15 protein-coding genes are annotated in these 18,556 nt (G+C 61.5%); 2 read left to right on the forward strand and 13 right to left on the reverse strand.

Translation table 11 applies throughout. The features are described 5' to 3' along the window. Nucleotides 1-14: 14 nt before the first annotated feature. Nucleotides 15-1,175, reverse strand: a complete 1,161-nt coding sequence (locus tag BLR16_RS20120) for a TDT family transporter (RefSeq protein WP_060707999.1) — start codon at nucleotides 1,173-1,175, stop codon at nucleotides 15-17. Between the two features lie 128 nt (nucleotides 1,176-1,303). On the opposite strand from BLR16_RS20120, the gene BLR16_RS20125 reads away from it, so the two are divergent. Further along, nucleotides 1,304-2,257: a LysR family transcriptional regulator gene (locus BLR16_RS20125; protein WP_058416945.1), complete on the forward strand. Its 954-nt coding sequence runs from the start codon at nucleotides 1,304-1,306 to the stop codon at nucleotides 2,255-2,257. Here the strand turns inward: BLR16_RS20125 and BLR16_RS20130 are convergent. The 11 genes from BLR16_RS20130 to BLR16_RS20180 form a co-directional block, all read right to left on the reverse strand. Continuing rightward, nucleotides 2,191-3,606 (reverse strand): lipid II flippase MurJ, encoded by a 1,416-nt coding sequence (locus tag BLR16_RS20130; RefSeq protein ID WP_074808793.1) that lies wholly within the window; start codon nucleotides 3,604-3,606, stop codon nucleotides 2,191-2,193. The two genes, BLR16_RS20125 and BLR16_RS20130, sit on opposite strands and share 67 nt — an antisense overlap. A 15-nt stretch (nucleotides 3,607-3,621) precedes the next feature. After that, the gene (locus BLR16_RS20135; protein ID WP_003436322.1) at nucleotides 3,622-4,443 is read right to left on the reverse strand and encodes an acyltransferase; all 822 of its coding nucleotides are present in this window, start codon (nucleotides 4,441-4,443) and stop codon (nucleotides 3,622-3,624) included. After that, nucleotides 4,440-5,855 carry an O-antigen ligase family protein gene (locus BLR16_RS20140; RefSeq protein ID WP_044308545.1) on the reverse strand — a complete coding sequence of 472 codons (1,416 nt, stop codon included), beginning with the start codon at nucleotides 5,853-5,855 and terminating at the stop codon, nucleotides 4,440-4,442. Before BLR16_RS20140 ends, BLR16_RS20135 begins: the two co-directional genes overlap by 4 nt. Continuing rightward, nucleotides 5,855-6,955 (reverse strand): glycosyltransferase family 4 protein, encoded by a 1,101-nt coding sequence (locus BLR16_RS20145; RefSeq protein ID WP_058416949.1) that lies wholly within the window; start codon nucleotides 6,953-6,955, stop codon nucleotides 5,855-5,857. The genes BLR16_RS20140 and BLR16_RS20145 overlap by 1 nt, the downstream gene beginning before the upstream one ends. After that, a complete protein-coding gene (locus tag BLR16_RS20150) occupies nucleotides 6,946-8,163 on the reverse strand; it encodes a glycosyltransferase family 4 protein (RefSeq protein WP_003436329.1) in 1,218 nt (405 codons plus the stop codon). Before BLR16_RS20150 ends, BLR16_RS20145 begins: the two co-directional genes overlap by 10 nt. Before the next feature lie 3 nt (nucleotides 8,164-8,166). After that, nucleotides 8,167-9,480, reverse strand: a complete 1,314-nt coding sequence (locus tag BLR16_RS20155) for a cellulase family glycosylhydrolase (protein ID WP_003370465.1) — start codon at nucleotides 9,478-9,480, stop codon at nucleotides 8,167-8,169. A 1-nt stretch (nucleotide 9,481) separates the two neighbouring features. Beyond that, on the reverse strand, nucleotides 9,482-10,660 hold the full coding sequence (locus tag BLR16_RS20160) for a glycosyltransferase (RefSeq protein ID WP_046719216.1): 1,179 nt from the start codon (nucleotides 10,658-10,660) through the stop codon (nucleotides 9,482-9,484). Further along, nucleotides 10,660-12,651, reverse strand: a complete 1,992-nt coding sequence (locus BLR16_RS20165) for a GumC family protein (RefSeq protein ID WP_003436332.1) — start codon at nucleotides 12,649-12,651, stop codon at nucleotides 10,660-10,662. Before BLR16_RS20165 ends, BLR16_RS20160 begins: the two co-directional genes overlap by 1 nt. Nucleotides 12,652-12,668: 17 nt before the next feature. Then, nucleotides 12,669-13,448 (reverse strand): polysaccharide biosynthesis/export family protein, encoded by a 780-nt coding sequence (locus BLR16_RS20170; protein WP_003370469.1) that lies wholly within the window; start codon nucleotides 13,446-13,448, stop codon nucleotides 12,669-12,671. Between the two features lie 132 nt (nucleotides 13,449-13,580). Beyond that, a complete protein-coding gene (locus BLR16_RS20175; protein ID WP_074808798.1) occupies nucleotides 13,581-15,038 on the reverse strand; it encodes a mannose-1-phosphate guanylyltransferase/mannose-6-phosphate isomerase in 1,458 nt (485 codons plus the stop codon). Further along, the gene (locus BLR16_RS20180; protein WP_003370475.1) at nucleotides 15,038-16,474 is read right to left on the reverse strand and encodes an undecaprenyl-phosphate glucose phosphotransferase; all 1,437 of its coding nucleotides are present in this window, start codon (nucleotides 16,472-16,474) and stop codon (nucleotides 15,038-15,040) included. Before BLR16_RS20180 ends, BLR16_RS20175 begins: the two co-directional genes overlap by 1 nt. 518 nt (nucleotides 16,475-16,992) lie before the next feature. Between BLR16_RS20180 and yegS the strand changes: the two genes are divergently transcribed. After that, nucleotides 16,993-17,910, forward strand: coding sequence for a lipid kinase YegS (yegS, locus tag BLR16_RS20185; RefSeq protein ID WP_003436337.1), 918 nt, complete (start codon nucleotides 16,993-16,995; stop codon nucleotides 17,908-17,910). Here the strand turns inward: yegS and BLR16_RS20190 are convergent. After that, complete coding sequence (locus tag BLR16_RS20190; protein WP_003436338.1) at nucleotides 17,894-18,556, reverse strand: response regulator; 663 nt, start codon at nucleotides 18,554-18,556, stop codon at nucleotides 17,894-17,896. The two genes, yegS and BLR16_RS20190, sit on opposite strands and share 17 nt — an antisense overlap.

Raw genomic sequence — 18,556 nt, forward strand, 5'->3', positions numbered from 1 at the left:
AAGTTCAAGGAAACTTACCGGCGGACGCACCCTTGTGCTGCGATGCAGGGCGAGACGAACAGGTAACCCCGGTAGGCGCCGGCCAGAGTACGTACCGCCACGACCGACCACATCAGTGCCAGCAGCGCAACGAGCCACGTGCCAAACACATCGAAGAAGCCCAGATGCAGGGTAGCGCCGAGTTTGAGCGTCGCCACTGCATACACGCCGAGCGGGAAGGTGAACGCCCACCAGCCCAGGTTGAAGCCGATGCCCTGTTTCACGTAGCGCGCCGTAATCAGCACGGCCAGCGCCATCCACCACAGACCGAGCCCCCAGAACAGCATACCGACCACCACACCGATGCCTGCTGCTACCGTGCCGATGGATGCGAGGCCGTGGGCGGCGAAGATGGCCGGGGCGTCGCTGCCCATCACCAGCATGCCCAGTGCGCCTGTACCGATGGGCCCGAGTGCCAGCCAGCTGGAGGCGGCCATGCTTTCGTGGGGCAGTTTGTGCAACGCCAGGCGCAACAGCAGAATCACCAGAATGCTCAACGCCACGGGCACCGAGTAGGCCCACAGTACGTAGCTGGTGATCAGCACGGTGAACTGCGAGTCAGCGGTCGCAAGATGCGTTGTCAGCGATCCCCCGCAGGCCGCTGCAACTTCGGCCGCCACCACCGGTAACAGCCAGACAGCAGTCATCTTCTCGATGCTGTGCTCCTGACGGGTGAACATCATGAAAGGGATCAGCACCCCACACGCCAGGGCCATCGCCACGTCCAGCCACCACAAGGCTTCGGCGACCGGAACAATGGCACTGCCCCAGCGCGCCGGGCCGAATACCAGCAGGCCGTTGATGAGGGTGGCCAGGCCCATGGGAATGGTGCCGAAGAACATCGACACGGTGGAGTGCCCGAAGACCTGACGCGCCTCATGGAAAAACAGCAACCAGCGGCTGGCGTACATCACGCTGAACAGCGTGAACAGGGCGATGTTCAGGAACCACAGCGCTTCGCCCAACGCACGCAGCGGGGCAGGGCCACCCGGCAGCTGCGCCAGCGCCAGCGACAGAATGCCGGTGCCCATGGTCACGGCGAACCAGTTGGGGGTGAATTGCCGAATCGCCTCCAGCGGGCTGCTCAGCGCTGTGAAGGGGGCGTTGCCCTTGATGAGGATTGCGAGTCTGCTCATGGCAGTCTCCTGCGGGTGATTTCGGGATGTGCCATCAGTCTACGGATCGACAGTCAATCTTCTAAACGGGTAATCTCTCTCATTGTTACCTGTTTTTCAGGTAGGTCTACCCGGCGAGAGAGACGGCCTTGAGAATCAACCTGCGGCAATTACAGATTTTTTGCGCGATCACCCGCTGTGGCAGCACCACCAGCGCAGGCAACGCTCTAGCACTGTCCCAATCAGCCACCAGCGCAGCATTAAACGAGCTTGAAAGCGCGCTGGGTACGCGTTTGTTCGACCGGGTTGGCAAACGCCTGGTTCTGAATGACAGCGGCCAGACGTTGCTGCCGCGTGCCATGAAAATGCTGGAAAACGCCCAGCAGATCGAGGACAGCTTTCTATTGCCCGACGCGGCGTTGAAGGCTCGGCTGCGCATCGGCAGTAGCAGCACCATCGGCAATTACGTCGTGCCACAGATCGTCGGAGCATTGCGCAGCTCGACGCCTCAACTGCGAATCGATGTGGACATCGGCAACAGCGCGCTGATCGCGCGCAAGGTTGCGCAGTTTGAAATAGACATGGGGCTCATCGAGGCACCCTGTCATCTGCCGGAGTTGATCGCCGAGCCGTGGCTGGTCGATGAAATGGTCATCGTCGCCGGCTGCGCCCATCCGCTGGCCGGGCAGGAATACGTGTCACTGGGCGATCTGCAGGGCGCGGAGTGGCTGCTGCGTGAGCAGGGTTCGGGGACGCGCGAAGAGGTCGAACACTTGCTGCTCAGGCATTTGCACGACTTGCAGGACATGCGTCAGGTAGGCAGTTCGGAAGCGATCATGCGCACCCTCGCGCAAGGCATTGGCATCAGTTGCCTGTCCCGTCGTGTGGTCGCCGACCTGCTGGCGAGCGGGCAGTTGCGCACGCTCGCCAGCCCGTTGCCGCCGCTCAATCGCCGGTTCTTCATGATCAGGCATCGCGACAAGTTCATCTCGCCGAGCCTGGAGCGCTTCAGGGAGGCCTGCCGCCAGGCTGCCGATCAGGCTGACACGTTGCGCCATGGCTTGAGCCACAACGCCAGCCCGACCAGCAGCAGCGCGCCGTAAACACAGCTCAGGCCCAGTTGCAGCCAGGTGTCGTGCAATGGATGCAGCAACAGGGCGGCGATAGCCATCAGCAGGCTGGCCAGTAACCAGTGGCTGCGCCACGGCAAGACATGCAGCAACGACTGGCGACGCATCAGCAGCACGCCGGTGACCAGCGCGCCGCCCAGCGCGGCGAGGGCAATGCCGGTCAGGCCGAAGGCAAAGGGCAGTGCGCCGAGCAGCAGTGCATTGCACAGGCTGCCCACTAGCTCGCAGTTGAGCGGCAGGCGCGTGTCGCCAGCGGCGTAGGCATAACGCGCCAGCAAGGCATTCCAGGCACCGAACATCAGCGGCACGGCAAACCAGGCGAGCAGTTCCGGCAGCGGCCCGCCCTGGGTCTGGTTGGGCAGCAGCAGGGCCACCACCGCCCCGGCTGCACCGATCAGGCCGGCCACTGCCGGCAAGGTCAGCAAGGTCGCGCTGCCCAGCCCGCGCTTGAGCAACGACAGGCGCTGATCGCCGGCACTGCCGCTCATCAGGCCGAGCAGCACCTGATTCAGGCTCATCAAGGCAATCAACGGCAGGTTGATCAGTTTGCGCGCCAGGTTGACCCAGGTCACCGCGCCTTCGCCGAGCAGCGAAGCCACCATGCGCTCCAGCAGGGCAAGCCCCTGGCTGGCCAGGTTGCTGCTCAGCAGCGGGCCGATACGCTGTAACAGCTCACGCATTGCGCCCGCTTCCGATTGCCACTGCCAGGGCCGCCAGCCCGAACGATACAAGGCGGGCAACAGCACACCCGGCATCAGCACGCTACCCAATACGCACGCGCTGGCCAGCCCGCTCGATGTCGAGGCATGGCTGAACGTGGCGAGGTAAATGACCGGCGGCAGGTTGAACAGCAGCGAGCCGAGCCCGGCCAGCACGAAGCGCGAGCGAGCCTGTAGCGGTACGCAAAACAGCGCATGCAGCATGAAGCCCGGAGCGCACCATGCCAGCCAGCGCAAGCCACTGGCAGCCTGCGCGTAGCCATCGGCGTCCAGCCCCGGACCGATCAGCCGCACCAGTCCCTCTGCGTTCAACAGCAGAACGACGCTCACTGCCAGCCCGGTCAGCAACAGACGCGGTGCCATGCCTTCCAGCCAGCGCTGTTGCCGTTCAACGCTGCGCTGCTGATAAAGGGGCAGGGCAGCGGCGCTGAGCAAGCCCGCGGCCAGTGACATGCGCAGCGCCTCGGGGAGGAACATCGAAACCAGAAACGCGTCGCTCTGACCTCCGGCACCCCAGGCCGCCACCAGCAGCCATTCGCGGGCAAATCCGGCAGCCAGACCGGTAAGGGTGGCCAGTGTCAGCCAAAGTGTCGAACCCAGCATCGTCTGTGCTTCTGATCAGTGAAACAAGGTGAACAGGCCTTTGCCGCCCACCTTGTACTTGAGGCCGCGAGCGCGCTCGCCCTTGATCTCTGCGTTCGGGCCACTGACGATGGCGTAGGGCGGAACCGGTTTGGAGACCACGCTGTTACCGCCCACCACGGCACCTTCGCCGATGTCGGCGCCGAACGAGAGCAGCGCGCGGCTGCAGATCCACGCGTAGTCGCCGATGAACACCGGCCCGCCTACCGCCCAGAATTCGGGTTCGTTGAGATCGTGTCCACCGGCGATGATCAGCACATGTGAAGCGATGGTGACGTGATCGCCGATCACAAGCCCACCGCGTGCGTCGAGTTGGCAGTGCCAGCCCACCGTGCTGTCATTGCCGATGCGCAGGCTGTCGACGCCGAGCACCTCGGTATTGCGCCAGACCGTCGAGCCCTTGCCGATCTTCGCGCCGCCGATGCGCAACCACAGCAGGCGCAGGGTGTGGCTGGGGATCTTGCAGATGAGGATGTTGTAAGCCTGCTCCCAGGTCCGCAACATGCGGTCGCGCAGGGTCGGCCAGTTGATCCCGTACAGCGGAATAAGCGCGCCTTTGGTTTCGCTGGCCAGCAGCTTGTAGAAGCGTCGCGCCAGCGGGTGTTCGATTCTCGGCTCGATATTCAGGTAGCAGATGAACGACAGGGTGCGTTCCTTGATCCGCGTTTCAAAGCACACTTCGTTGTCCAGCATCCACTGATAGGCGGCTTCCAGCTCTTCGAGCGGCACCGCCATCTTGCGCGCGTAATCGGGCAGTGCCTCTCTGAGATTATGAGAATGCAGCATGCGGTGTTTCATGAGGAGGCTCCCGGCTCGGGTGAGGCGTCAAGGTGTCTGGATGTCATGTCGGGCCTGGCGCGCAGGCGTCTGGTTTCGTGCAGGCTGATGCCGAGCAAGAGCCAGAACAACGCAACCAGCACACTGGTGAAGCTGAAGTAATGGTCGAACAGACCGCTGAACAACGCAGCCAGTACACCGGTGGTGCAGCCCAGCGCAATGGCGTTTTCGCGAGTCAGCACGACCCGGCCGCTTCCGGGACGCACTTCCTTCCACCAACTGAGGGTGATAGCGATGAACAGCAGCATGCCGGGTATGCCGATCTTGTAGATGAAGTTCAGCCACAGGTTGGAAATGCCGAATTCTGTGTAGCCCAGCACCGGTGGGTCGGTCTTGAAACCGATGCCGAACGGGAAGGTGGCCACTGCGTCGGGGAAATGGCTGTATTCCAGGAAGCGAATCGCGGTACTGGCATCGTCATTGCTGAACAGCCCCATCAGCCGGTCTTGCAGGGGCGGGTAGAACATCAGCAGAAGAATGCCGGCCACCATGCCACCCATCAACAGCCGTCCCAGATGCGGAATGCGTCGCCGGGCCATCAGCAGCATCACTGCGATCAGGCTCAACAGCGCGCCGCGTGAGCCGGTCAGCAACAGGCCGACCACGCCAAGGGCCGCTACCGCAAGGCCCAGCCTGCGGGCCGTGCCGCTGCGCGTCATGCCGAAGCAGAAGGCCAGCGGCAGTAGCATCGCCAGCGCACCCCCCGCCACGTTGGGGTGCATCCACGGCGAACCCATGCGGCTGGCGAACGAAAGCAGGCTCTCGCTCAACACGTCGGCACCGCTGTAGCCCAGGCTGCCGAGGATCGGAATGATTGCAGTGGCCGAGCCTTTGGTGACGTAGACACCGATCGACAGCACCAGCAACAACAGCGTCCCGCCGAGCAGCGCGATGACTGCGTTTTCCAGCGTTTTGAGGTCGGTCAGCAGACGGGGCACCAGAAACAGGATCGACAGGTTGAACAGCCAGCGGATCCAGTTGATCGGGCCGTTGCCCTCGGCGATGACGGTCAACTGGCCGACCAGAAACGGAAACGCACTGAACAGCATCAACGCCACCAGCAGCCGTTCGGGGCGCAGCATATGGGGCACACGGTGGCGTTCCTGAAAGACTGCATGCAGCAGATAGCTGGCCCAGGTCAGCATGATCAGCGCTTCGGAGACCGTAGTGCGAATGCCGATCTGAATCGTCGAGTAGGGCAGGAAGGTTCCGATCAGGCAGAACAGCAGCAGCCCGCGTACCGGCCGGCGGATGATCGTGGCAACCGCCACGATACCGATTGCCGCCGCCACCACGAAGGGCGCCGGCAGCATCCAGATCATTACGCCGAACAGCAGGCTGAACAGCAGCCCCAAGGGCAAGGCCAGTGGCATCAGCGCAATTCCTCCAGCGCCACGTGCACGCGTTCGCAAAAGGCTTTCAACTGGTAGCGCTGCGTCCAGTCTGTGGCAATCGCCGGATCCTCTTCAGGCGCCTGCGACAGGGTCCCCATCAACCTGATCAGGTTACCGCTGTCGACCGGCGAAAAGCGTGGACTGTCGGGCGGTGCGACTTCGTCCAGCGAGGAGCCCGAGGCCACTGCAACCGGTGTGCCGCTGTTCAGTGCTTCAATCACCGGCAGCCCGAAACCTTCACTTTTGGAGGGTTGCCAGAGCCGTTCGGCATTTTTGTAGACGGCGTGCAGTTCGGCGTCGCTCAGGCCGCTGAGCACATGCAGACCCGGTAACTGGCGCTGCGCTTCGGTCAGCGGATCATCGCCACCGACCAGCACCAGTTCCGGGGTATCGACGAATTGCATGCGCGCGGTCTGCCAGGCATCCACGAACCATTTGATGTTCTTGCGTGGTTCGCGCGTGCCCACGCACAGCCAGTAACGCAGCGGCAGGCGCAGTTGCGCGATGTCGGCCGGCTCACCCTTGAAGGCTTCCACCAACAGCGGTATGACGCGCAGCTTGGCTTTGATCCTGGGGAACATCCGTGCAGCCTCGTTTGCAGTGAATTGCGAAGGCACCCAGATCTGGTCGGCAACCTTCAGCGACCAGGCAATCGACAGGTAGTCGGTCATCCGGTAGATCCTGGCTTTCAGTCGCGAACCGTGACTGTTGTGCTGCGTGAGCTGAAACAGATCGTGCAGTTGCAGTACGTAACGCATATCGGCCGGCTTGCGCCCCAGCGGCAGGCCCATGTTGATATTGGCCACGTAGATCTGAATGCCGGCATCGCGCAGGGCTGCAGGCAGGAACTGGCCTTCGAAGCGCAGGCGATCCGGCAGCCGATGAACTGAATTCAATGGGGCAGCCCAGCGCGGGGCATGCATCAGGCGGCGTACCGGATGATCGTAGGGGGCCACGCCGAACAGCTGCAATTGCACGTCCGGGTGTTCACGGAATGCCCGTTCCAGTGCCAGGTTCTGGCGTCCGATGCCGCTGGTGGGGTAACCGGCTGCGGCGCGGTAGTCGAGTCCTATACGCATGAGCGCAATCCTTGCTTGGAGAACGAAAAGCGGGTGTAAATCACTTCCAGCTGAGCGGCGGAAACGGACCAGTCATGCCGGGCGCGAACATAAATGCGGCCGGCTTCGCCAATCTGCTCAAGCTGCAGTGGTTTGTCGGTGTATTCGGCGATCAGTGTCGCCAGCCCTGACGCATCCTCGCTGCCCAGGTAATGTTCGCCATGCCGCACCGCCAGTCCGGAAACACCCTGTGCGGTGGTCACCACTGGCAGGCCGGCGGCCATGGCTTCCAGGGTCTTGAGCTTGGAGCCGCCGCCCTGGCGCAGGGGTGCGAAGAACATCGAGGCAGTGGCCTGCAAGGCACGCAGGTCAGCTACATAACCCAGCCATTCAATGCGCGGGTCAGACCAGCGCTCGCGCCAGGCGGGCGGCATGCCGAAGCCGCCGATGGCAAAACGCACATGGGGTGCCAGGGCCCAGACCTTTGGCATGATCTCGTCCAGCGCCCATTCGATGGCGTCGACATTGGGGCCGTATTCATAGTTGCCGATGAACAGCAGGCGATGGCTGTGACGGTCCGCGTGGACGCTGGCGTAGTAATCGCAGTCGACACTGTTGACCACATAGGACGTCGCCCTGCCGCTGAGACGCGAAAGCGCCTTGGCATCGTCCTCGGTGACCGCGATCAGCTCACCGGTCTGGCGAAACACGCGGGTTTCCCAGCGCCGGTAGCGCCAGCGGTCATAGACCGCGAAGGCATTGGCCCAGCGTGGCAGACGGTCATAGCTGGCGGCACCCAGGTCCGATTCGACATTGTGCTCGGTCAGCACGAAAGGTTTGCCGGAGCGCTTGAGCGCATGCTCGAAGGGCTGAAAGGCATAAGTGTGCTGCAGCTGAATAATGTCCCAGTCTTCCTCCAGCAACTGTTCGAAGGCCTTTTCCAGTTGCGGTGCGTAACCGTTCACGCTGGCCAGCATCGGTGGCGGGGCAAACGCCACGGCCAGCAGGGTACGCAAGCTGAGCAACGGGCGTCGATCGATCACGATCAGGCGTTCCAGCCAGGGCTCCAGTGCCGCGCGGGCATCGTCGTCCAGCGGGTTCTTGGACTGCACCAGCAGCGTGATGCGATGACCACGTGCTGCCAGGTTGCGCAGCAAATGGTATTCCCGGGTTTTGCCGCCACTGGTGGTGGGCCAGGGCAGATAGGGGAGCGTCCACAGGATTCGCATGGCTTAGGGCTTCCATTCCAGAATTTGCAGAGTCGGCTTCAGCAGCAGGGTGATCCCCTGGCTGCCGGACAACGGGGTGCGGCTACCGGTCAATGGGTCGTGGACCACCGCATCGGTGATAGCCGGGAAAGTCAGCGATGTGCCCGCCGCACTCCAGAACATCAGCAAGTGCGAGCCATCCGCGCGCGTCCATGGTATGGCATACAGGTCGTCCGGTACGCTGCTTACGGCGGGTGGTTCGGCGGGCAGCAGACGTGGCCCGGTGATTTTCAGAAAGTTCTGCAGCGCGGTGTAGGCCGGTTTGGGACTGGCTTGCAGGTCAAGCAGCCCGTAACCCTGATCGCGGGCCGAGGCGCGCTCGTCCAGATCGCTGAGGTTGAACAGGAAGATGCGCTGGAAATCCATGGCGCTCATCAGCGCCAGACGCCGCAGGGTGTAGTCAGCCTGGCCGGAGGTGCCAATCAGGTGCTGCATCTCCACCGGGCCTGCATAGCTCGACCAGCCCCATTCAGTGGCCCACACCTGCTTGACGCCATTGCTGTGCAACAACTGGTTCATGGCATTGGCACGCACCAGAAAATCGCGATCCGGTATGGAATCGCCTTCCGGGTACTCGGAGTAGGGGTGATAGGCCGCGACGATATTCTGCTGGCCCAGGCCATTATCGAGCAGCGTCTGCAGCATGTAGCCAGAGGTGCTATGCATCTGACTGTAGTAAGCCATGCCTGACGTGACAATCGTCTTGTTCGGCAGGACGGCGCGGATCGCATTGGCGGTGGTGGTCAGCAAGCGGCCATAGGCAGCCGGATCCTCTTTGGGCAGCCAGACGATGTTCGGCTCGTTCCAGACCTGCCAGTTGTTGACCTGCGGATAGCGTTGGGCCAGGGCGGTCATGCGTGCGGCGAACACGTTGAAATCCGTCGGGGGATATTGATCGCGGCTCTTTGCATCGGCCGGCGCGCTGCTGGCGAAAGGCGCTGACCCGACCAGGTACGCCAGGGTGTTGTAATTGTGCGCCTTGATCGCGGTCATGGCGGCGTCCAGCTCGGTCAGGGCGTAGCGGTCCTTTTGCGGCTCGATCACCGGCCAGTGAATGGTCAGCCTAACCCAGTTCAGGCCCAGTTCGTCCAGACGGCTCATCTGCTGTTGGTAGATGTCCGGGGCGAAGTACTGAAACTGTACGTTGACGCCCAGAAAGTCCGCCCAGACCACTTCGCGGGGCGCCTTGAGGACTGTTGCCGCCTGGGCGGCGCAGCTCATTGCTGCGCCGAGCAGTATGCTGGTGACGAGTTGCCCGAATCTGGATGGACGCTGCATGTCACTTCTCCTGGCAAGCCTGGCGAAATACATCCTGAAAATGTTCTGCGGTATGGCTCCAGACCCGGGCCTTGCCCATCTGCGCGGCGTTGTCGGCCCACTGCCTGACCAGCTCCGGTGTTGCGCAGGCGCGGGCGAGGGCTTGCGCCAGCCCGTCGACATCGCCTTGCGGGTAGATCATGCCGTTGCCATGCGAGACTTCTTCGGCAAACGAGCGCGCATCCGAAGTGATCACGCCACGTCCGCAGGCTACCGCCCAGGACAGCGCGCCACTGGTGCCGCGCAGCTTGCCGAGAATCTTCAGTTTGCTCGACTCGCGATAGGGCAGAACCATCACGTGGTGGGCCTGGATCACCTGCGCAATCTGTTCGGCAGGCAGGTCCAGTTGCCAGTCGATCAGATCGACAAGACCCAGTTGGCGGATGCGCAGTCGTAGTTGTTCCAGATAACTGCCGGACGGGCCAAAGGCCATTTCCGGCTCGCTGCCGCCGGCCAGGGTCAGGCGTACGGTCGAGCGCAGCGCAGGCTGGGCGGTGAATACGCTGGACAGTGCATCGAGCAGGTCCTCGATACCCTTGCCGCGATAAATGAAACCGAAATACAACAGACGCAAGGGATTCAACGGCGGTAACGGCATGGGGGCGATGTCGAGGTTGCCGTGATTGATGACGGCCATCTGCGCTGCCGTCAGCCCCATGCGCTGGCGCAGGCTCTGACTGCCTGCCTGGGTCAGGGTCACCAGCCGGGTCATGTGCCGCGCCAGCTGCCGTTCTTCATGCAGGCACAGCGGATCGGCCAGTACTGTGGCGATTTCCGGCAGCGGCGAGCGCATGCCGCTGGCCATCGATAATGGCCACGGCAGTTTCTCGCGTCGCCAGACCAGGCGCTCGGGATCGTGCACGGTCGCGGTCAACGGCAGCCTCGGGAAACGCCGACGCAATGCGCGCAGGGCTTGAAACTCCGCCAGTCGACCGCCGCCCAGTTCGGCGTGGACCAGATCGATGCCGCTCCAGTCGGTTTCGGCCACCCGCTGTTGTGCAGCGCGGGGATCGTTGCCAACACCCTGCAGCGGTGTACTGACCTGCAGACCCAGGCCTTCAAGCGCATGCCGCAGATGTCCGGCGTAATCGGCGATGCCGTTCTGTTCGGGCGGCAGCGGCGCAAGCAACGCTATTCGCATCAGCCTCGGCTCCCGATCCGCTTGAGGAAATTCAGGACCTTTTCAGGCACTTCGAAGCGCCGACGGTTGATGATGATGCCGTCGACTTTCTTGAACGCGGTGTTGAGGTTGTTGAGCGTGTCTTCCAGCATCGGCACGGTGGTGTCCTGAGCGCGAACCACCAGCACGATCAGGTCAGCCTTGCGCAAGAGCACGAAGGCGTCCTGATTCGCCGAAAGCGCCGACGCATTGATCAGCACGATTTCGCCAGGACTGGCCGGGCCGCGGCCCTCGGTACGCACCCGATGGCCCTGTTCGATCAGCAGCGCGCTTAACCGCGCGATCACGAACGATACGCCAGCTCCGTACTTGACCGAGGTAAAACCGATGGTCAATCCGCGCTCTTCTACCTGATCAAGCGGCAGAATGCCGTACACCCGATGCAGATTCGAGGTGAACGCTGCACTGCGTTCCTGAGCACGTTCCAGGTCGGGGAGGCTGGTCCAGACCGGAACACCGAAGCTGCTCTCGATCTTGTCGCCGTCGTGAATGCGCTGGTCCAGCAGGTAGAAGAAGTACAGCGCCACGGCACCGACCACAATACTCAGCGGGAATGCCAGAAACAGCATCAGCAGGCTTTTCGGGAATACCCGGCTGGGGTTGAAAGTCGCGTCCTCGACGGTCGCGATATTGCTGATCTGGCTGTTGTCGAGCTCACGGTCGATACGCGATTTTTCCAGGCTGTCCTTGTACAGCGCATAGCTTTTCTCTGCTGCATCGAGTTCGTTCTGCAGGCGCGACAGTTCCGGTTCCAGATTCAGCGCCTGCTGGCGGTCGCTTTCCAGCTGGGCAATCTGCGCATTCTGTTGGGCAAGCTGGGTTTGCAAGCGCGCGTAGCTGGTCTGCTGGTCGGCATACACATTCTGCATGCGGTTGTAGATGGGGTTGGGCGTGATGCTTTCGGAACGCTGCACGGTGGCGTCCTGTTCCTTGAGCAGTTTTTTGAGGTTATTGATTTCCTCGTTGATGGCCCGAATCGGTGGCGCCTCTTCCTTGAACGAGCGAAGCATTTCCTGGCGCTCGACTTCCTTGCCGTTGATGCGGTTCTGAAGGTCCTGACGATTGGGGTTGAGGGCCAGTTCACGGCCTGCAGAGACGGTCTTGGGTTGTTCTGCCAGTTGTTTTTTCAGCAGGTCCAGACCTGCCTTGGTCGAGGCAATCGAGCGGGTGGTGTTGTTGCGCTCGGTGCGCAGATCGTTGAGCCCCTGCGAAGTGTCGGCCAGACGCTGGGAAATACTGACCGCGCTCAACTGGTTCAGGTAGTTCTGAATTTGCTTCTTGTACTCGATGATGTTCGCACCGGTCGTCTTCACTTCCCCTTCGTAGAACGCGTACAGGCTGACACGGCCCAGCGTTTTGGTGCGCTGCGTCTGGTACTCGGTGATCCAGGTCTTGAGTACGGTCTGCGCGATTTCCGGGTCGTTCCAGGTAAATCTCAACTCCATCACCGACGAGCCCGGTTCATGGCTGACCTTGAAGTTTTTCTCCAGATCCTCGGCCAGACGTTCGACCTGAGAGCGGTTTTCCACCAGCCCGATGAACTGTAGAACGTTGCGCACGCCGTTGACGAGCGCTCCGACTACGGTCTTGATGCCGTTCTTCACCGAGGCCAGAACGCCGGTTTCAGGTGGCACCATGGACAGTTCGGCGAGGTATTTCTCGGACACTGCACGCATGATCGGCCGCCCGCTGAGCATGCGCTCCTCGTCGAGCAGCGGATCGCGCAGACCGCTCGGAATCACAATGGCCTGACGATCAGACAACTCGATCGGCACCGTGCTGCTGTCGCGGCCCGGCTTGACCAGCAGCAGGGCGGTGGACTCATAGCGGTTGGGGAGCAGAAACGCGCCCAGAAGAATGATGACGAAGGTCGCCAGCACGGTAATCCTGACTTCGCGCTGGAAGATGAAGAGCAGGCGCAGCAGGTCGCGGAATGAGCGGATGTTGATCATGTCTGTTTCCCTGACAATTAATTGTTGTTGCGCAGCTCGTAATTCATGCCCAGGCCGATCGACTTCGCGAAGGGGATCAACTGGTTGAAATACAGGGACACGCCGTCAACCTTGTTGCCGACCGACGATTTGGGAACGAACACGATATCGCCGCGTTTCAACAGGACCGGTGCGCTGGGGCCACCGGCGCCGCCGGCCCAGAGAAACTTGCTGTAATCGAAGAAGTAAGTCTTGTAGAGGCCGTTTTCTTCCTGACGCAGCAGGGCGACCTGACCGGCATCGGCGTCAAGCGCCACGCCGCCAGCGCCGACAATCGCTTGGTCAAGGTTGGTAGCGACGTTGACCGGCAAAGTGACCGAGTTGCGCACCGCGCCGCCGACAAACACGGTATTGCCTGGTGACTGGGAAATGTTGATGGTCAGCGCGGTCTCGCGGTAGACGTTCTGCAGCTTGCTTTCCAGCAGGTCGTTGAGTTGCTGGAGGGTCAGGCCTGCGGCCTTGACGGTGCCGATGTAAGGGTAGGAAAAGGTGCCGTCGTTGAGCACCTGAAACAGGGTCAGTTCATAGATGGAGTTGGCGGTGAACGCCGAAATCGACGGCGCCTCGCCACTGTTGCGCACGATGCGCAGCGTGTCGCCGGGGCGGATCCGCTCCGGTGGCAGCGGCTTGCCTGCCAGCGCGCGCCCCGCCGCCTGACCGGCCTCGATTTGCGCACGGTCATCGGGCAGGCCCACCCTGGAAGGGGTATTGCACGCACTTAACAGCAATAAGCTGGCGATCAGCATCATGCTTTTCATTGGTCCTGAGCTCCTGTCATGCACAAATACGGCTCCCTTGCGGGTAATAAATTCATGTTGGCGGGTCATGCGTGTTCCGGGTGCTGTCAATTGCGCGCCGCGTGAATCAAGCGGCGCTTGCTGCTGCGCCGATCAGCTCTTCACGGCCTTGTCGGGTACACGTCCATAAATGTCGGTAAAACGCACGATGTCGTCCTCGCCCAGGTACTCGCCGCTCTGCACCTCGATCATCACCAGATCGATGACGCCAGGGTTGACCAGACGATGCGTGTGGCCCGGCTTGATGAAGGTCGATTCGTTGGTATCCAGCATGAACTCGCGCTCGCCGTTGGTGACGCGGGCCATGCCGCTGACCACGATCCAGTGTTCGCTGCGGTGATGGTGCATCTGCAACGACAGTGACGCCTGCGGGCGAACCACGATGCGCTTGATCTTGAAGCGCTTGCCCTCTTCGAGGACGGTATAAGTGCCCCAGGGGCGTGTGACTGTGCGGTGCAGGCGGTAGGCATCATGGCCCTGACGCTTGAGCTCCTGAGCGATGATCTTGACGTCCTGACTGCGGCGACCGTCGGCGATCAGCAAAGCGTCGGGGGTGTCGATGATGATCAGATTGTCGAGGCCGATAGCGCCTACCAGACGCTTGGGAGAGTCGATGTAGCAGTTGCTGACGTCGTGCAGCACGGTTTCGCCATTGCAGTAGTTGCCTTGAGCATCGCCGGGAGACAGTTCACGCACCGCCTGCCACGAGCCGATATCACTCCAGCCAAGCTGGCAGGGCACCACGGCGACTTTGTCGGAGCGTTCCATCAGCGCGTAATCGATGGAAATGTCCGGTGTCAGGGCAAACGACTCACTGTCCAGCTCGACTTGCAGCTCACGGTTGCCTTCCTTGCGCGGGCTGGATTCCAGGCACGCGCTGACGGCGCTCAGGACGTCCGGCGCATGCGTTCGCAGCTCGCGCAGCACGGCGTCGGCGCGCATGCAGAACATGCCGGAATTCCAGAAATGCTGACCACTGTCCAGATAGCCTTGGGCGGTGATCGCGTCGGGCTTTTCGACAAAACGGGCGACCTGACAGGCGTCGGCATTGAGTGCCGGGCCTTTCTCGATGTAGCCGAAACCGGTTTCCGGCGCGGTCGGCAGGATGCCGAACGTCACCAGCCAGCCCTCTGCGGCCAGCTTCTGTGCAGCGCTCACTGCTCTGGAGAATTCCGCCACGTCGGTGATCAGGTGATCGGCAGGCAACACCAGCAGTTGCGCTTCGTCGCCATACAGTTGGCTGACGTGCAATGCCGCGGCGGCAACGGCAGCTGCTGTATTACGACCGAAGGGTTCGAGGATGAAATCCAGACGTGCATTGCCTTTGTTCAACTGGCGGTAGTCGTCCACCGTGCGGAAATACACTTCCCGGTTGGTGACGGTCAGCAGACGCTCGACGCCGGGCAGACCGACCGCACGCAGAAAGGTCTTCTGCAGCAGGCTTTGGCCGTCTGGCAGGCGCATGAACGGCTTGGGCATCGCTTCACGGGAAACCGGCCAAAGACGGGTGCCGGAGCCGCCGGCAATGATGCAGGGAATGAGCGTGCTCATCAGTAAGCCTCACGGGTGAATAGCACTGCAGGCACAGTGCGCATAAGGATGTAGAGGTCGAACCAGACGGACCAGTTTTCTATGTACTCAAGGTCGAACTCGACGCGTTTTTCGATTTTTTCAACGGTGTCGGTTTCGCCCCGATAGCCGTTGATCTGCGCCAGTCCGGTAATGCCTGGTTTGACGCGGTGCCGCGAGGTGTATTCCTTCACCGCCTGCTCGAACAGAATCCCGGCTGCCTTGGTCGCCGTGGCGTGCGGACGCGGTCCGACCATCGACATGCTGCCCGCCACCACGTTGAACAGCTGTGGCAGTTCATCCAGGCTGGTTTTGCGAATGAAGCGACCGACCCGCGTTATTCTGGCGTCACCGCGGGTGGTTTGCCGTTCGGCCGTTGCATCGGCCTGGTGCTGATGCATGGAGCGGAACTTGAACACTTCGATCAGGCGATTGTTGTACCCGTAGCGCTTCTGACGGAAAAACACCGGTCCTGGCGAATCGAGCTTGATCGCCAGCGCGACCAGCAGCATCAAAGGTGATAGCGCCAGAAGCGCCAGCGATGACAGCACGATGTCTTCAGCGCGTTTGATGAACGGCGACCAGCCACTGAGCGGCAGATCCGAGGCATTGAACATCGGCAGCCGGGCGACTTCGGTGATGCGGTTGTGGGTGTGCCGAAAGGCGATCATGTCCGGCACCAGCAATACGTTGACCGGTAGCCTGCGCAGTTCGCGGATGATGTAGTCCATGCGGTTTTCCGCTGTCCAGGGCAGGGCGACCAGCACTTGGGTCACTTTCTCTTCGCGGATCAGCCGCTCCAGATCGCTGGTATTGCCCAGCAGTGGCAGGTTGGCTACGGTCTTGGGCATGCGCCCGATACGGTCGTCGATAAAGCCGGTCACCCCCGAACGAATGTCCTGATGTTCAAGCAGGTATTCGGCGAGGCGCTGGCCATTCTCCGTCGCGCCAAGAATCACGGCGTGCTGCAGGAACACGCCCTTGCGCATCTGACGTTTGAACAGCATCAGCAGCAGCAGGCGAATGATGCCGAACAGCGCAAGGCTGGTCAGGTACCAGATCAGCAGTTCTTCCGGCGGGAGGTAGCCGAACAGGCCCATTGCCTGCTGCATGAACAGCAACAGTCCGAAGGCGGCCGTCCAGGCCAGCGCCATCGCGCCCATGCGCAGATCGTTGCTGAACAGTGCTTCGGAATAGACGCCCATGGCCTGGAACACCAGCACCCCGACAAAGCCGAAAAACAGCAGCATGGTCAGGTAACCCTGCTGTGTTTCCGCTCCGCCATCCTTGATCAGCAGAATGATCACAAGGCCCGGCAGTATGCAGGCGATGCCGTGAGCCAGGCGAATGCCGAAAAGAAAGTATTCGACCAGGCTGGTGCGGGTCAGCGAAAGGCTGTCGACGGGCTGCAACCTCATGGAAATCCCTTACTCCCTGTGTGCGCCTGAATTCTGCTGACCCAGGACGTATTTCTATTTTTTGTAAGACCCGAGAGGTGTTTCTACGGGGACTGTGTCCAAGCGTAGCCAGTTACAGGTCGTGCTGATGAGGAATCCGGACCGTCTTTTGTGAATATCACTTTATATATGTCGTCCCTTACCGGATTTTATTTAAGCCTTTTCAATCATTTGTGAAGGAAATTTCCCTCAAGTGAGGGTACTGCTGTCAGTAAAGCTCATGAAACGAATAGTGACAGGACAAAAGTGCTTCAGCCCTGACGCAGGCGTTGATCCGGACAGCCCGTTGCGAGGTTCTCCCCAGTACCTGCGGGGGCAAGCGAGCTGTTGCAGAGGTGAAAAAAATTTCCGCAACGGATGGGCTTTTTCCGGCTGCCCGGGGTCAGAGTCATGCGTCGTGCGAAATGTATGCGGGCGCCGATTACACCAAGAGCGTCGCTCGCAGGTTTCAATTCGTAGGGTTCGGCAGAGGAGGTGTCATGACACAACGCAGGGCAATGCTCATTCTTCACGGTAAACAGGCACTCAACGAAGACGTGCGTGACGCGGTGGCAGACAAGCGCAAGCAGGGTTGGGAACTGGACGTGCGACTGACCTGGGAAGCCGGCGATGCCCAGCGCCTGGTCGGTGAGGCCCTGGCCGCCGGTCATCGGCATATCGTCGCAGGTGGTGGCGACGGCACCTTGCGCGATATCGCCGAAGCCTTGGCAATGGCCGAAACCAAGGCCAGCCTGACTATTCTGCCGCTGGGGACTGCCAACGATTTTGCCCGTGCGGCTGGCGTGCCTCTGGAAGTCTCCAGGGCCCTGCAACTGATGGACGTGGCTCCGCGTGCCGTCGATCTGGGTGAGGTCGGCGGCAAGCTGTTCCTCAATATGGCGACCGGTGGGTTTGGCAGCCAGGTCACGGCCAGCACGTCCGAAGACCTGAAGAAGGTGCTGGGTGGCGCTGCCTACCTGTTTACCGGCCTGACCCGATTCAGCGAGCTGCATGCGGCCCACGGCGAACTCACCGGGCCGGATTTTCACTGGCGCGGCGACCTGCTTGCACTGGGTATCGGCAATGGTCGGCAGGCGGGCGGTGGACACGAGCTGTGCCCGACCGCGCTGGCCGATGACGGTCTGCTCGACATCAGTATCCTGCCGGCGCCTCAGGAAGTGGTCGGCACGCTGAGGAGTCTTCTGGAAGGCGGGCTGGGCATCGACAATATGTTCGTTCGAGCGCGTTTGCCGTGGGTAGAACTCAAGTCCGCCCAGGGCCTGGATATCAATCTGGACGGTGAGCCGCTGTCGGGCGAGTACCTGCGTTTCGAGGCCCGGCCGGGGGCACTTCAGGTACACCTGCCAACCGATTCGCCGGTACTGAGCGGCGCACCTGAACTCAATCGTCCAGACTGATAATCCGTTCGCGAACGCAGAACAGCACCAACCCGGCCACGTCGAATATCTGCAGGCGCTTCATGACCTGGGCACGGTGAGTCTCGATGGTCTTGACGCTGAGTCCCAGGCCATCGGCAATCTCGCGTGTGGACTTGCCGCGCACGATCAGGCGCAGGATTTCAAGTTGGCGAGCGGTCAGGCGATAACGCTCCTTCGCCGCCTGAGCCCGGTCTGAGGGGGTACCGCGCAATGCGCACTCGATGACCATCTGAGCAATGGCCGGGCTCAGGTAGCGCTCGTTGCTGCGCAGCGCCCCGAGTGCCTGTTCGAGTTCCGCAGCCGTAGTGTCCTTGAGCAGATAACCATGCGCGCCGATGTCGAGTGCACGCATGATCATGTCCGGATCATTCTGCATCGACAGGATCAATACCTTGCAGTGCGGTAGCACCTGCAGCAGGTGCTCGAGTGCATCCAGGCCGTCGACACTTTTCATGCAGATGTCGAGCAGGATGATGTCGGGCCTGAGCTGCTGCGCAAGGTTTGCCAATTGCGCGCCGTCAGCCGTTTCGCCCACGATGGTGTATCCGGGCATGTCTGCAACCAGCGCTCGCACGCCGGCTCTGATAAGGGAGTGGTCGTCGACCAATAACAGATTGCAGGTCAT

This window comes from Pseudomonas sp. BS3767 (assembly GCF_900099665.1).
Classification (GTDB): domain Bacteria; phylum Pseudomonadota; class Gammaproteobacteria; order Pseudomonadales; family Pseudomonadaceae; genus Aquipseudomonas; species Aquipseudomonas cerasi.